Genomic DNA, 13,679 nt, shown 5'->3' on the forward strand with positions numbered 1-13,679 from the left:
TGGATCGCGCTGGATCAGAGCCTCGCCCTGACCTCGTCGACGACCTTCGCCGCCGTTATGCCGTAATGCTCGTAGAGATCGGGGACGGAGCCGGAGGCGCCGAAACCGCTCATCCCGACGAAGCCGCCATCCTCGCCGACATACCGCTCCCAGCCCTGGCGCACCGCCGCCTCGACGGCGACCCGGACGGTGCCGCGATCGATCACCTGGCGGCGATAGGCCTCGTCCTGTTGTTCGAACAACTCCCAGCACGGCATGGAGACCACCGCCGTCGGGACGCCGTCGGCCTGGAGCGTCTTGCGCGCTTTCAGCGCCACCGACACCTCCGATCCGGTCGCCAGGATCGTCACCCGGCGCGGACCGCCCTCGGCCTCGGCCAGGACATAGGCGCCCTTGCTCGACCGATTCTCGCCGACCCCATCGGTTCGCGCCGATTCAAGCGGCTGGCGCGAGAACATCAAAGCGCAGGGGCCCGTCTTGTGCTCGATGGCGATCCGCCAGCACTCCGCCGCCTCGACCGCGTCGGCCGGGCGCAGCACCAGCATGTTCGGCATCGCCCGGAACGACGCCAGGAACTCCACCGGCTGGTGGGTCGGCCCGTTGGTGCCGATGCCGATCGAGTCATGGCTGAAGACGTATTTGACCGGCAGCCCCATCAGCGCCGACATCCGCATCGGCGCCCTGTTGTAGTCGGAGAACACCAGGTAGGTCACACCCACCGGCAGCACGCCGCCATGGGCCGCCATGCCGTTCAGCATCGACCCCATCACGTGTTCCCGCACGCCATAATGGACATAGCGCCCGCCCTTGTCCGCCGCCGTGAAGGCCGACAGGCTCCGCTTGTGCAGCGTGGCGCCCTCCAGGTCGGGAGCGCCGGAGATCAGTTCCGGGATCGCCTTCGCCAGCAGGTCGACGATATCGCCCGAGATCTTGTAGCCGTGATCGGCGTGCCGGCTCTCGGCGGCGTTCCGCTGGTACTCCAGCAGCGTGGCGTCCCAGCCCTCCGGCAAGCGCCCCTCGCGCACTCTGTCGAACACCGCGCGCTTTTCCGGGTCCAGCGCCGCGACGCGGCCCCGCCACGCCTCGTGCTCGGCGGCGCTCCTGCGCCCGGCGGCGCGCCACGCCGACAGGATGTCGTCGGGAAACTCGAAGGGCTCGTGAGGCCATTCCAGGGTTTTCCGGGCGGCGTTTGTGTCCTCCTTGAAGATCCTGCCGCCATGGGCGGCCCGCTGGCCCTCGACACGCGGGATGCCGCGCCCGATCACCGTGGTGCAGGCTATCATCGACGGGCGCGGGTCCGCCTTGGCCGCTTCGATCGCGGTGGAGATCGCCTCCGGATCATGCCCGTCGACCGTCTGGACATGCCAGTTGCTGGCGCGGAACCGGGCGGCCATGTCATCGGACAGGGCGAGGTCGATGGCACCGTCGTCGGTGATCCGGTTGTCGTCCCACAGGAAGGTCAGCTTGCCCAGCCCCAGGTGTCCGGCCAGCGAGATGACCTCCTGTCCGACGCCCTCGTGCAGGCAGCCATCGCCGACCAGCGCGTAGGTCCTGTGATCGACGATGCCGGGGCCGAACCAGCTGTTCAGGAAGGCCTCGGCCAGCGCCATGCCCGCCGCGTTGGCGATGCCTTGACCCAGCAGGCCGGTCGTCACCTCGATGCCGGCGGCGAGGTCGTGTTCCGGGTGGCCGGCGCAGTGCGAGCCCAGCACCCGGAAGCGCTTGATCTCGTCCAGGCTGATCTTCCGGTAGCCGGTCAGGTTGAGCAGCGAATAGAGCAGCATGGAGCCATGGCCGTTCGACTGCACGAAGCGGTCGCGGTCGAACCACAACGGGTCGGCGGCATCGTACTTCAGATGGCGCGTGAACAGCGCCGTGGTGATGTCGGCGGCACCCAGCGGGGTGCCGGGGTGGCCTTCACCGGCGCGCTCGATCGCGTCCATCGACAGGAAGCGGATCGCGTTCGCCATCCGGCGGGGATCGACGCTGGTCATGGTGGCGTTTCCTTGTTGTTTCTTATCCGGATACGCTAATCGGATCAGCCGTGGATGATGAAGGCCGGCACGTAGCTGACGAGCAGGAGCACCAGCAGAGCCACGGCGTAGAACGGCATCATCTCCTTGACCACGGCGCCCATCGGCACCTTGGCGACCGACGCCGCGATGAACAGCGTGGTTCCGACCGGTGGCGTGTAGAGACCCATCGCCAGGTTGACGACCATCATCACGCCCAGCTGGACGTTGTCCATGCCGACGCTGTGGGCCAGTGGCAGGAAGATCGGCGTCACCAGCAGCACGGCGGCCGGCAGGTCGATGAACATGCCCAGGAAGATCAGGATCAGGTTCATCGCCAGGATGATCAGCCAGGGCTCGGTCAGGTTGGAGGTCATCCAAGCCGTGACGGCCACCGGGATCTGTTCGAAGGTGATGATCCAGCCGACCACGCTCGACGCCATGATGACCAGCAGGACGATGCCCGTCGCCAGACCCGCCTCCTCGACGCATTGCAGCATGCGCTTCCAGGTCAGGTCGCGGTACAGCAGCAGCGAAACGGCCAGGGCGTAGGCGGCGGCGAGGACGGCGACCTCCGTCGGGGTGGCGATGCCGAAGCGGAGCACGATGATGATCAGGACCGGCAGCAGCACGCCCGGCAGGGAATAGCCGAACTCCTTCAGCAGCACCTTGCCGTTGATCGGACGCTTCTCGCGCTGGAAGCCGCGCGACCGGCCGACCGCGTAGCAGACCGCCATGAACCCGAAGCACAGCATCATGCCCGGCAGCACGCCGGCGACGAACAGGTCGGCGATCGAGGTTTGCGAGACCAGGGCGTAGATGATGAAGGGGATGGAGGGCGGGATCAGGATGTCGATGGTGGCTGACGCGGCGATGGTGGCGGCGGCGAACCCGGGCGGATAGCCCAGCTTCTTCTGCCACGGGATCAGCAGCGATCCGATCGCCGAGGCGTCGGCCACGGCCGAGCCGCTGATGCCGCCGAAGATGGTCGAGGACAGCACGCCGACCTGTCCGGGACCACCATGGAAGCGCGCCATCAGCGTGCTCAGCAGGTCCAGCAGGTTCTTGCCCAGGGTGCCACCCATCATGATGCTGCCGGTCAGCATGAAGAAGGGGATCGCCAGCAGCGGGAAGCTGCCGACCTGCGAGACCATCTGCTCGACGATCAGCGACAGGGATCCGCGTTCCGCCGTTCCCATGGCGACGGTCGAACCGATCACCAGGGCGTGGGCGATGGGCAGGCCCAGCAGCGAGAACAGGAAGAAACAGGTGAAGACGATCGCGCTCATTCGTAGGCCACCTTCTCGCTGGGGGTGCGGATGCCGTGCAGCGCCTTGATCAGGATCGACAACTCCTTGAACCCGATCAGCAGGAAGCCCAGGAGCAGGACGAAATAGGTCACCGATCCAGGCACGCCGAGCACGGGGGTGCGCTCGTCCGCCACGATCGGCAGCAGGTCCAGGGCGACCCAGGCCAGCACCGCGTATGTCACGATGATCAATCCGGCTCGCAGGAACGCCAGCGCCAGGCGGGCGGCCCCGGTGGCGCGGTCGGTGATGAAGCCGATATAGATGTGCGCGTTGTGCGAGGTTGCGAGCACGACGCCCGACATGACGAACCAGGGGAACAGCAGTTCGGGCAGTTCCGAGGCCCATTCCAAGCTGGTGCCGAACAGGTAGCGCAGGAACACGTTGGCGAGCAGGATCGCGAACATCGCGGCGCAGGTGACGCACAGGATCGCCTTGCAGACCGCGTCGATGATCTGGTCGGGCCAGTGGAGCCACGACGTGCCGTTTCGATTTCCGGTGATGTTTCCGGTGTTATCCATTGTCTTTGTCATCCCTCCCCTGGGTCCGTCGATGACCGGCGGACGCGTTGCCTGATGGGGCGCGGTCGCCGTTTCAAACACCCGCGCCCCGTCTCCCTCAGCGGAGCTTCTGGGCCTCCGCGGTCACCGTCTGGACGAACTCGCCGATGTTGCTCTTGGCGAACTCGTCGATCACCGGCGCCGTGGCCTTGCGGAAGGCGGCGCGGTCCACCTGGGTGATCTTGACGCCGAGTGTCGGCAGCAGCTCGATCAGCCGGTTGTCATCCGCCAGGGCGAGGCTCCTCTGGTGCTCGACGGCCTCCTTGGCGGCCGTCCGGATCGACTGGCGATCCCCATCGTTCAGCTTGTCCCAGGTGCGCTTCGACATCAGGAAGGGTGTCGTCTCGTACATGTGCCCGGTCAGCGCCAGGTTGGGCTGCACCTCGTGGAGCTTGGAATAGTAGAAGTTGGTGACGGGGTTCTCCTGCCCGTCGACGGCGCCCTGCTGGAGGGCGATGTAAAGCTCGGAGAACTTGATCTGCTGGGTGTCGGCGCCGAGCGCCCGGAAGATGCTGACCGCGACGGGGCTGGGCGGTGTACGGATCTTCAGGCCCTTCAAGTCATCGGGCTTGGTGATCGGACGCTTGTTGTTCGAGGTGTGCCGGATGCCGTTGTCCATGTAGCCCAGCGTGATCATGCCCTTGGCCTCCGCCTTCTTGGCGAGTTCCTCGCCAACCGGGCCATCGACCACCTTCCAGGCGTGCTCGGCGCTGTCGAACAGGTAGGGCAGCCCCAGCGCCGCGTATTCCGGCACCACATTCGAGACGGCGCCCTGCGAGTTGAGCGACATGTCGATCGATCCCGTCCGCATGCCGGTGATCATGGCGACGTCGTCGCCAAGCTGGGCGCTGCCGGCCACCTGGACCTCGATGCGCCCATTGCTGATCCGCTTGACCGCCTCGGCGAAGCGCTTGGCGCCCTCGTCACGCGGGTTGCCGGGTGCGGCGCCATGGCCAAGCGTCAGCTTGACCTCCTGGGCCTGTGCCAGGGCCGGGATAGAAGTCGCGGTGGCGGTGAAGCTGAGCAACGCCACGAGGCAAATGCCGATCTTCTTCATGTTTTCCTCCCCTTGCCGCGATCACGGGACCGCGCGCTGGTTTATTGTTGTTGTCCGGAATGCCGGGATTGGCCGGCACGCGCCGACTCAACCGTAGGTCGGGTAGAGCGCAGCGGCACCCGACAAGCAGGCGAGTTGGTGTCGGGTGCCGCTGCGCTCTACCCGACCTACGGCTGCTACGTCCGCCGCTATGCCAAAATTCCGACGGTGGGTTTCTTCATAGCCAGCCCTTGATGCTGGCCGACATGGCGTCGGTCGAGATGCCGTAGCGGTCGTGAAGGGTGGGCAGGGCGCCGGCCGCCAGGAACTCGTCCGGCAGGCCGATGTGCCGGAACTTCGGCGCGACCCCGGAGCGCAGCAGAACGCCGGCGACCGCCTCGCCCAAGCCGCCGATGACGCTGTGGTTCTCGGCGACCACCACCATGCGGCCGGTGCGGGAGCACTCGCGCAGGATTGTCTCGGTGTCCAGCGGCTTGATCGTCGGGACGTGCAGCACCGCCACGCCGACCCGGTCGGCCTCCAGCGCCTGCGCCACCTCCAAGGCTCGCATTGTCATGATGCCGGACGAGATGACGAGCACGTCGGCGGCATCTCGCAGCATCTTGGCCTTGCCCAGTTCGAACTGGTAGCCGTACTCGTCCAGCACCAGGGGAACATGGCCGCGCAGCAGGCGCATGTAGACCGGCCCGTTGTGGTCGGCCATGGCGGGGACCGCCTGCTCGATCTCCAGCGCGTCGCACGGGTCGATCACGGTGAGGTTCGGCATGGCGCGGAACAGCGCCAGGTCCTCGGCGGCCTGGTGGCTCGGGCCATAGCCGGAAGTCAGGCCAGGCAGGGCGCAGACCACCTTTACGTTGAGGTTCTCCTCCGCGATCGTCTGGTGGATGAAGTCATAGGCCCGGCGCGACGCGAACACCGCGTAGGTCGTGGCGAACGGCATCATCCCCTCGTGGGCCATGCCGGCCGCCGCTCCCATCAGGAGCTGTTCGGCCATGCCCATCTGATAATAGCGGTCCGGAAACTCCTTCGCGAAGATGTGAAGGTCGGTGTACTTGCCGAGATCGGCGGTCATGCCGACGATCTCCGGGCGGGTCTTGGCCAGTTCGACCAGCGCGTGGCCGAACGGCGCCGGCTTGGTCCGTTGACCCTCGGCGGCGATCGAGGCGATCATCGCCGAGGTCTTCAGGCGCGTCTTGGCGGCCGGAGCGGTGTTGGGCGAGGCGGTTTTGGGCGAGGTCATGCGTTCCTCCCGGCGGCCAGGGCTTCGAGCGCCAGTTGCCATTCGTCGGCGTCGACGCGGATGAAGTGGTTCTTCTCGCGGGCTTCCAGGAACGGAACACCACAACCCATGCGAGTGTCGCAGACGATCATGCGGGGCTTCGGCTCGGCATGGGTCTTGGCGGCGTCGAAGGCGGCGATCACGGCGTCCATGTCGTTGCCATCGATCCGCTGGACGAACCAGCCGAACGCTTCCAGCTTGTCCACCAGCGGCTCGAACGCCATCACCTGGGTGGACGGGCCGTCCGCCTGCTGGTTGTTGACGTCGATGATGCCGATCAGGTTGTCCAGCTTCCAGTGGGCCGCCGACATGATGGCTTCCCAGACCGAACCCTCGTCCAGCTCGCCGTCGGAGAACAGGGTGTAGACGCGGGACGACGATCCCTTGCGCTTCAGCCCCAGCCCCATGCCGACCGCGATCGACAGGCCCAGGCCCAGCGACCCGCCGGACATCTCCATGCCGGGCGTGTAGGCGGCCATGCCCGACATCGGCAGGCGGCTGCCGTCGCTGCCATAGGTCTCAAGCTCCTCCTCCGGCACGATCCCGGCCTCGATCAGCGCCGCGTAGAGGGCGATGGCGTAATGGCCGTTCGACAGCAGGAACCGGTCGCGCTCCTCCCAATGGGGGTCCTCGGGGCGGTAGCGCATGGCGTGGAAGTAGGCGACGGCCAGCACGTCGGCGATGTCGAGCGCCTGCCCGATATAGCCCTGGCCCTGGACCTCGCCCATCAGCAGCGCGTTGCGGCGAACGCGGTAGGCGCGCTCGGCCAGATCGACGTTGTGTCCGATCGGATTGGTTTCCATGATCTTCTCCGGAAACATTGGCCCTGAGGCCGGGGACTCTGAGGGCGCGATCAATGGATCAGCATGCCGCCGTTGACGTCGATGGTGGCGCCGGTGATGTAGGAGGACAGGTCGGACGCCAGGAACAGGCAGGCGCGCGCCACGTCGTCGGCATCACCCAGCCGGTTCAGCGGAATGCCCTTGAGGATCTCGACCTTCAGCTCGTCGGTCAGCTTGCCGCCGGTGATGTCGGTCTGGATCAGGCCGGGGGTCACCGAATTGACGCGGATGCCGTCCGGGCCCATCTCGCGGGCCATCGCCTTGGCGAGACCGAGCGCTCCGGCCTTGGCGGCGCTGTAGTGCGGGCCGCCGAAGATGCCGCCGCCGCGCTGGGCCGACACGGACGACATGCAGACGATCGAGCCCGAGCGCTGCTCGCGCATGTGGGGAATGACGGCTTGGCTCATGTACAGCGTGCCGCGCAGGTTGACGTCGAGCACGGCGTCATAGTTCGCGGGGGCGATGTCCATGAACTTCAGGGGCTGCGTGATGCCGGCGTTGTTGATCAGCACGTCGACCCGGCCGAACTCGCCGACGACCTGCTGGATCGCCGCGACGCAGGCGTCCTTGTCGGTCACGTCGCAGGCGATGCCGCGATGGGCCTCGCCCAGTTCGGACGCGGCGGCCTGAGCCTGCCCGGCGTCGAGGTCGAGGATGATCGCGCGGCCGCCATGCAGGGCGAACAGCTTGGCGGTGGCCCGCCCGATGCCGCGGCGCGACGCGGCGCCAGTGATCACGCACACCTTGTTTGCCAGGAGCATTTCCTCATCCCTTCAATATTGTTGTGGATCGCGGGGCCTTGTCTGTCTGTTCAGGCTCCCGACCATTGAGATGAGTTTAATTACTTGAAATGATTTGCTCAAATGAATAATATCGCCGATGGATGAACTGATTTCATGCGAATGCGGCGATGCGATACAGGCTTTCAATCAAGGCAATTCAAGCATTTGAAGCGGCCGCGAGACTCGGTTCCTTCGCTGTCGCAGCGGAGGAACTGGCCGTTACTCCCTCGGCGGTAAGCCATCAGGTGAAATTGCTTGAACAGCAGATCGGTATCGACCTGTTCCACCGCGTCCACCGCGCCGTTGTCCTGACCGATGCCGGCAAATACTACGCGGCGGAAGTGATCGGCGCCTTCGCGCGCATCGAGTCCGCGACGCGCGACATCGCCAACGCCAGCGCCGGGACCGTCCTGACAGTCCACTCCACACCCAGCTTCGCGTCACAATGGCTGATGAGGCGGCTGGCGAAGTTCGGGGAAACGCATCCGGGGCTCGACATTCGGCTCCAGGCCTCGGTGATGCCGGTCAATCTCAACCAGGGCTCGGTCGATGTCGACATCCGCTACAATCCCGGCCCGCCGCCGGCTGGAGCTGTCATGGTCCCGTTCCCCGACGACAGGATCGTCCCGATGTGCTCGCCATCGCTGGCGAACGGCCTCCGGCCGATCCGCAAGCCCGCCGACTTGGCGCAGCACACGCTGATCCATTCCGAGATCACGATCCTGGGCTGGCGCGATTGGGGCAAGCGTCACCGCAAGGTGCGGCTGGACCTGGAGCGGGGACCGCGCTTCGACCGCTCCTTCATGGCGATCAGCGCCGCCGTCGATGGCCTGGGCGTCTGCCTGGACAGCCTGCTGCTGGCGGAGCAGGAGCTTCGCGCCGGCAAGCTGATCGTTCCCTTCGCCGACGAGGGCGCCATGGTCCAGGGCCATGGCTTCGTGACGCTTCGCTCGAAAGCCGACCTGCCGAACATCAGGAGCTTCCGCGACTGGCTGTTCGGCGAGTTGGCCGTGACCCACGAGTGGGCCGCGCAGTTCATGACGCGGTGACGCCATCGCCCAGGGCGGATGACGTTCAGCCGCGGGTCGTCAGGTTCGAAATCAGTCAGGGACCGCCTTTCCGCCCTGCGGACCAGCCGTCAGGCGGCGGCGGACCCGGCGGCCGGTTTGGCGGTTCGAGCCGCGATCTCATCCTGAAATTTGTCCAGGAAGTCCTCCCTGCCGATCTCGCCCATATCGACAGCCTTCGCTCCACCCGCCGCGATGAATGTCACGTCGGTGATGCCGATGACGTTCAGGATCAGGCGCAGGTATTGGGTGGCGATGTCACGATCGCGGATTGGCGAACCTTCGGTGTAAACGCCACCGGAAGCGAGCAGCACGGTCGCCTTCTTTCCGGCGACGAGGCCTTTGCCGTCCATCCCGAGCGTCAGCCCCTTGCGGACGATGTGGTCGATCCAAGCCTTGAGCGCCGCCGGGACGTTGAAGTTGTAGACGGGCGTGGCGATGACGAGATGGTCGGTCGCCAGCAACTCCGCGACGAGATCGTCCGACAACCGCAGCACATCCTTCATGTCGGCCGTATGGTGCTCCGGCGGCGTGAAATAAGCCCGGAGCCAGGGCGCGCTCGTGAACGACAGATCCGTTTCCATCAGATCGCGGATGACCACTCGCCCATCCGTGTGTGCCGCCCGCCATTCGGCGATGAAGCGGCGTGAGAGATCGCGCGAGATCGAATGATCGCCGCGCGGACTGGTTTCGACAACAAGAAGTTGAGGCATGGATGATATCCTAGGATTGGGTCAGCCAAAGCGGAAGCCGGGGACGGCTCGTCGGGAGCATCACCGTCAAATCGGCGCCGCATGCGTGACCGCAGATTGCCCACTGGACACACATGCTTGAAAGACATAAAGATCCGATCATCTCTATCGGATTGGATGATGGATGCTGGGCGGTCTGTCCTTGGATCAGCTACGCGTGCTGGTGATGGTCGCGGAGACCGGCAGCTTCTCGGCCGCGGCTCGGAAACTCCACCGTGCCCAGTCCGCGATCAGCCAAGCCGTCGCCACATTGGAGGACGCGCAGGGGATAACTTTGTTCGACCGAGGCGGCTATCGTCCACACCTGACCGATGCGGGCCGTGCGCTCGTCAGCCAGGCGCGTGTCATCCTCGCGGGCGCGGCGCGCTTCGAAGCGATGGCCGCCGCCACGCGGAATGGGCTTGAGCCCGAGCTTGCGGTCGCGATCGATCCAATGGTGCCCACCGCACCCCTCATCGACAGCCTCCATGCGCTCCGGGGCGCGTTTCCGCACTTGCCGGTGAGCTTTTCGACCGAGGGGCTGCGTGGCGCCGAACGCCGACTGCGCCGGGGAGACGCGTCGATCGCCTTTTGCTTGCTTCTGCCGGGCGTGCCTGAGGATATCGTCGCTCTGCCGCTGCTCGGCGTGCGCCTGATACCGGTCGTGTCGCCAACCCATTCCCTCGCCCGGCTCGGCCGGCCGGCCACGCGCGCGGACTTGGATGAGCATGTCCAACTCGTGCTGTCCGATCCCTCCGCGCCCGACGGTCCAAGCTACGGCGTCATTGGAACGAAGGTGTGGCGCTTCGTCGAGCTTGGGCGCCGACTGGATTTCCTCCTCGCTGGATTGGGCTGGTGCCGAATGCCCGAATATCTGGTGATGCCGCTTCTGGCCGAAGGCCGTCTCGTCCCGTTGGCGGTCGAGGACGACCCCACCGGCGCTCACGGTGTCCTGACAATCCACGCCGCGCGTATGCGGGATCGTCCGCTGGGCCGCGCGGGCGCATGGCTTCTAGACGACCTTCAAGCCCGGTTCAACGCAATTCCGGCGGGTCGTGGCCCGGACGCGGACGGAGCGGTTTCCACCCGCGGCGGGAACCACTGATCAGCTTCACCCGCTGCGTCACTGCACGGCGGCGGCGCCGTAGATCAGGTTCGGCAGCCACAGCGAGATCTGCGGGACCGCGCTCAAGATCACCAGCAGCACCAGCATCATCGCCAGATAGGGCAGCACCTCGCGGGCGTATTCCGCCATGGGCACCTTCAGCACCTGCGACGCGATGTACATTAGCCCGCCTACCGGCGGCGTGATGCCGGCGATGGTCAGGTTGGTGATGAACACGATGCCGAAATGCACCCGGTCGATCCCCACGTCGTCGATCACCGGGATCAGCATCGGCGTCAGGATGATGGTGGCGGCCGATCCCTCGATCGCGGTTCCCAGGATGATCAGCACGACGTTGATCAGCAGCAGCATCAGCAGCGGGTTCTGGGTGGCGCCGGCCAGCCAGCCGGACATGCCTTGGGGCACCTCTTCCCACGCGAGGTAGAAGCCGAAGGCCGCCGCGGCGCAGATCATGATCATGACCGTGCTGGTGTCGCGCACCGCCTCGGCCAGCACCTCCGGGATGTCCCGGATGGAGAATTCGCGATAGGCGAACACGGCGATGCCCAGCACGTAGAGCACGACGATGGCGCCGGACTCGGTCGTGGTGAACAGGCCATAGCGGGTGCCGACGAAGATGACGATCGGGATCGACAGCGCCCAGAGCCCGTCGACCAGCGCCTTGATGCCCTCGGCCCGCGTCGCCTTCTCCTGGCGGAGCGGTTTGTAGCCGCGTCGGCGCGCCACGATGTGGGTCGTCACCATCAATCCGCCGGCCAGCACCAGACCCGGCACGACGCCGGCGGCGAACAGGCGGCCGATCGATGTTTCCGCGAGGAAACCATAGATGATCAGGCCGATCGACGGCGGGATCAGGCTGGTGATGATGGCCGCCGACGACGTGATGACGGCGGCGAAGGCCCTGCTGTAGCCCCGGTCGACCATCTGGGTGCCCAGCGTCTTCGCCAGCATGGCGGCGTCGGCGTTGGCCGATGCCGTGACGCCGCCCAGCAGGGTGCCCAGCACGGTGCACATCTGCGCCAGGGCGCCCGTCATGTGTCCGACCAGCACGTCAGCCAGGTTGATGAGCCGCCGCGTGATGCCGGAGCCGTTCATGATGCAGCCGGCCAGCACGAACAAGGGCAGCGCCAGCAGCGAGATCGACTGGCTGCCCTCCGCCATCTCCTGGGCGAAGTTCGACAGCGGGATCGAATCCATGTTCAGCAAGAAGAACGACAGGGCCCCGATCGCCATCGCCCAGGTGATCGGCGTCGCCAGCATGAACAGCGCGGCGACCAGCAGCGAGGGGCCGGCGAGGTGGATGAAGCTCATATGATCGATTCCGTGTTGCGCGGGATCTGCCGCGGAGCCCAAGGACGCTCGACGATCAGGTGCTGGACCAGCATCCCGACCGACGCCAGCGCCAAGGGGCCGTAGACGATCGAGCGCGGCAGGTCGAGCGCCACAGTCCGGGCGCCGTGGCCGATCACCGTCTGCCACGCGAACAGGATCGCCATCAGGACGAAGAAACCCGCCAGCAGCAGATAGTTGAACCAGTCCACCGCGCGTTGGGCGCGGATCGGAAAGGTGGTGACCAGCACGTCGATGGCGGCGTGGCTGCCCAGCCGCACGCCGGCCACCGCGCCGAAGAAGACCAGATAGGCGAAGGCGATGACGGACAACTCGTAGGCCCAGGCGGCTGGCTGCGGGAACAGATAGCGGCTCAGCACGCCCCACAGGATGGAGCCGACGATCACCAGCAGGCATAGGGTGCCGACCGCCTCGTCCGCCCGCCGCAGGCTGAACAGGCTGGCGTCCTGCTTGTCCGACAGGATTCCGTCCGGGATTGTGGGCAAGTCCCGCTCGACGGGAGTGGCGGAACCGGGAGTGGCGGGGTGGCGGACGGTCATTTCACGAAACCTCGGATCGCCGGATCAGTTGGCCATTGCCTTCAGGACGCGCTCGTGGATGCCGGGCGACAGGTTCGGCACCCGGTCATAGGCGCCGCGCGACGCCTTGGCGAAAGCCTCGACATCGACGTCCTCGACGATCTCCACCCCGGCCTTCTTCAGGTCGGCGGCGTATTGGTCCTCGGTCTCCAGCGTCATGGCCGTCAGATCGGCCGCCACCTTCTTGCCCTCCTCCATGAGGATAGCTTGCAGGTCGGGTTCCAGGCTGTTGAAGAAGGCGGTGCTGGTGACCCAGGCGGTGAACATGATCTGATGGTTGGTCTTTGAGATGACCTTCCGCGTTTCCTGGAGCTTGGAACTGGCGATGGCCCCGAACGGCGCCTCGGCGGCGTCGACCACCCCGGTTTGCAGCGCGTTGTAGACATCGCTCCACGGCAGTTCGGTCGGACGCGCGCCGAACGCCGCGAAGGTCTCCAGCATGATCGGGGCCGGTGGCACGCGGATGGTGACGCCCTGGAGGTCGGCGGGCGTGCGGACCGGCTTGTTCGCCAGCACGTGGCGATAGCCGAACAAGCCGTTCGGCATCAGGATCTTGATGCCCTGGTCCTCCAGCTTCTTGGACAGTTCGGCGTAGACGTCCGAGGAGAACAGGCGGTCCGACGCCTTCAGGTCGGGATAGATATAGGGGCCGGCGACGATGCCCATGTCGGCGACGAACTGGCTGAGCTGGCCATAGTCGGTCGCGTTCAGGATGCGGGCGCCGCTCAGCACCATCTCGTTGACCTTCTTCTGCGGACCCAACTGGTCGCCGGTCAGGATCGAGATGGAGACGCGGCCGTCCGAACGCTCCTTGACGCGGTCCGCGTACAGCTTCATCGCGCGGACGATCGGCTCCTTCGGGTTCGACTGCGAGGTGGCGAACTTGAGCCGGTATTCCTGCGCCGTCGCCGGCACGGTCAGGAAGGCGGCCAATCCGAGGACCGCCAGGAATTTGAAGCTCTTCATGTGTTTCCTCCTGTTATTCGTT

The 13,679-nt window shown here is 66.0% G+C and carries 13 protein-coding genes; 2 read left to right on the plus strand and 11 right to left on the minus strand.

What is annotated here, in order from left to right; all coding sequences use genetic code 11:
• Positions 1 to 14 precede the first annotated feature (14 nt).
• The 7 genes from tkt to N825_RS21525 all read right to left on the minus strand — a co-directional run bounded on the left by tkt (position 15) and on the right by N825_RS21525 (position 7,818).
• A complete protein-coding gene (gene tkt / locus N825_RS21495; protein WP_037456779.1) occupies positions 15 to 1,994 on the minus strand; it encodes a transketolase in 1,980 nt (659 codons plus the stop codon).
• Positions 1,995 to 2,038: 44 nt separating this feature from the next.
• Entirely contained in the window at positions 2,039 to 3,301 is a 1,263-nt protein-coding gene (locus N825_RS21500) for a TRAP transporter large permease (RefSeq protein WP_037456781.1), read from the minus strand.
• Positions 3,298 to 3,840: a TRAP transporter small permease gene (locus N825_RS21505; RefSeq protein WP_051512728.1), complete on the minus strand. Its 543-nt coding sequence runs from the start codon at positions 3,838 to 3,840 to the stop codon at positions 3,298 to 3,300. Before N825_RS21505 ends, N825_RS21500 begins: the two co-directional genes overlap by 4 nt.
• A gap of 97 nt (positions 3,841 to 3,937) precedes the next feature.
• The gene (locus N825_RS21510; protein WP_037456783.1) at positions 3,938 to 4,936 is read right to left on the minus strand and encodes a TRAP transporter substrate-binding protein; all 999 of its coding nucleotides are present in this window, start codon (positions 4,934 to 4,936) and stop codon (positions 3,938 to 3,940) included.
• A 217-nt stretch (positions 4,937 to 5,153) separates the two neighbouring features.
• The gene (locus tag N825_RS21515) at positions 5,154 to 6,176 is read right to left on the minus strand and encodes a transketolase family protein (protein ID WP_051512729.1); all 1,023 of its coding nucleotides are present in this window, start codon (positions 6,174 to 6,176) and stop codon (positions 5,154 to 5,156) included.
• Positions 6,173 to 7,018, minus strand: coding sequence for a transketolase (locus N825_RS21520; protein WP_037456952.1), 846 nt, complete (start codon positions 7,016 to 7,018; stop codon positions 6,173 to 6,175). The genes N825_RS21515 and N825_RS21520 overlap by 4 nt, the downstream gene beginning before the upstream one ends.
• Positions 7,019 to 7,068: 50 nt before the next feature.
• Complete coding sequence (locus N825_RS21525; protein ID WP_037456785.1) at positions 7,069 to 7,818, minus strand: SDR family NAD(P)-dependent oxidoreductase; 750 nt, start codon at positions 7,816 to 7,818, stop codon at positions 7,069 to 7,071.
• Between the two features lie 149 nt (positions 7,819 to 7,967).
• Here N825_RS21525 and N825_RS21530 point away from each other — a divergent pair, with 149 nt between their 5' ends.
• On the plus strand, positions 7,968 to 8,888 hold the full coding sequence (locus N825_RS21530) for a LysR substrate-binding domain-containing protein (protein ID WP_037456787.1): 921 nt from the start codon (positions 7,968 to 7,970) through the stop codon (positions 8,886 to 8,888).
• 89 nt (positions 8,889 to 8,977) lie between these two features.
• Here the strand turns inward: N825_RS21530 and N825_RS21535 are convergent, their stop codons facing one another.
• On the minus strand, positions 8,978 to 9,619 hold the full coding sequence (locus N825_RS21535) for an FMN-dependent NADH-azoreductase (RefSeq protein WP_037456789.1): 642 nt from the start codon (positions 9,617 to 9,619) through the stop codon (positions 8,978 to 8,980).
• Positions 9,620 to 9,782: 163 nt separating this feature from the next.
• On the opposite strand from N825_RS21535, the gene N825_RS21540 reads away from it, so the two are divergent.
• The gene (locus tag N825_RS21540) at positions 9,783 to 10,742 is read left to right on the plus strand and encodes a LysR family transcriptional regulator (RefSeq protein WP_051512730.1); all 960 of its coding nucleotides are present in this window, start codon (positions 9,783 to 9,785) and stop codon (positions 10,740 to 10,742) included.
• An 18-nt stretch (positions 10,743 to 10,760) separates the two neighbouring features.
• Here N825_RS21540 and N825_RS21545 read toward each other — a convergent pair whose 3' ends face one another.
• The 3 genes from N825_RS21545 to N825_RS21555 are packed head-to-tail and all read right to left on the minus strand — an operon-like array spanning position 10,761 to position 13,657.
• Positions 10,761 to 12,074, minus strand: a complete 1,314-nt coding sequence (locus N825_RS21545) for a TRAP transporter large permease (RefSeq protein ID WP_037456792.1) — start codon at positions 12,072 to 12,074, stop codon at positions 10,761 to 10,763.
• Complete coding sequence (locus N825_RS21550) at positions 12,071 to 12,652, minus strand: TRAP transporter small permease (protein WP_084164947.1); 582 nt, start codon at positions 12,650 to 12,652, stop codon at positions 12,071 to 12,073. Before N825_RS21550 ends, N825_RS21545 begins: the two co-directional genes overlap by 4 nt.
• A 24-nt stretch (positions 12,653 to 12,676) precedes the next feature.
• Positions 12,677 to 13,657, minus strand: coding sequence for a C4-dicarboxylate TRAP transporter substrate-binding protein (locus N825_RS21555; RefSeq protein WP_037456794.1), 981 nt, complete (start codon positions 13,655 to 13,657; stop codon positions 12,677 to 12,679).
• Between the last annotated feature and the right edge of the window lie 22 nt (positions 13,658 to 13,679).

It is taken from the genome of Skermanella stibiiresistens SB22, from assembly GCF_000576635.1.
Taxonomy (GTDB): domain Bacteria; phylum Pseudomonadota; class Alphaproteobacteria; order Azospirillales; family Azospirillaceae; genus Skermanella; species Skermanella stibiiresistens.

Excerpts from the sequence above, each read along its gene's own strand:
- N825_RS21520 (WP_037456952.1), bottom strand. The coding sequence starts at position 7,018 with ATGGAAACCAATCCGATCGGACACAACGTCGATCTGGCCGAGCGCGCC.
- N825_RS21500 (WP_037456781.1), bottom strand. The coding sequence starts at position 3,301 with ATGAGCGCGATCGTCTTCACCTGTTTCTTCCTGTTCTCGCTGCTGGGC.
- tkt (WP_037456779.1), bottom strand. The coding sequence starts at position 1,994 with ATGACCAGCGTCGATCCCCGCCGGATGGCGAACGCGATCCGCTTCCTG.
- N825_RS21510 (WP_037456783.1), bottom strand. The coding sequence starts at position 4,936 with ATGAAGAAGATCGGCATTTGCCTCGTGGCGTTGCTCAGCTTCACCGCC.
- N825_RS21515 (WP_051512729.1), bottom strand. The coding sequence starts at position 6,176 with ATGACCTCGCCCAAAACCGCCTCGCCCAACACCGCTCCGGCCGCCAAG.
- N825_RS21540 (WP_051512730.1), top strand. The coding sequence starts at position 9,783 with ATGCTGGGCGGTCTGTCCTTGGATCAGCTACGCGTGCTGGTGATGGTC.
- N825_RS21555 (WP_037456794.1), bottom strand. The coding sequence starts at position 13,657 with ATGAAGAGCTTCAAATTCCTGGCGGTCCTCGGATTGGCCGCCTTCCTG.
- N825_RS21505 (WP_051512728.1), bottom strand. The coding sequence starts at position 3,840 with ATGGATAACACCGGAAACATCACCGGAAATCGAAACGGCACGTCGTGG.
- N825_RS21525 (WP_037456785.1), bottom strand. The coding sequence starts at position 7,818 with ATGCTCCTGGCAAACAAGGTGTGCGTGATCACTGGCGCCGCGTCGCGC.
- N825_RS21530 (WP_037456787.1), top strand. The coding sequence starts at position 7,968 with ATGCGATACAGGCTTTCAATCAAGGCAATTCAAGCATTTGAAGCGGCC.
- N825_RS21550 (WP_084164947.1), bottom strand. The coding sequence starts at position 12,652 with ATGACCGTCCGCCACCCCGCCACTCCCGGTTCCGCCACTCCCGTCGAG.
- N825_RS21545 (WP_037456792.1), bottom strand. The coding sequence starts at position 12,074 with ATGAGCTTCATCCACCTCGCCGGCCCCTCGCTGCTGGTCGCCGCGCTG.
- N825_RS21535 (WP_037456789.1), bottom strand. The coding sequence starts at position 9,619 with ATGCCTCAACTTCTTGTTGTCGAAACCAGTCCGCGCGGCGATCATTCG.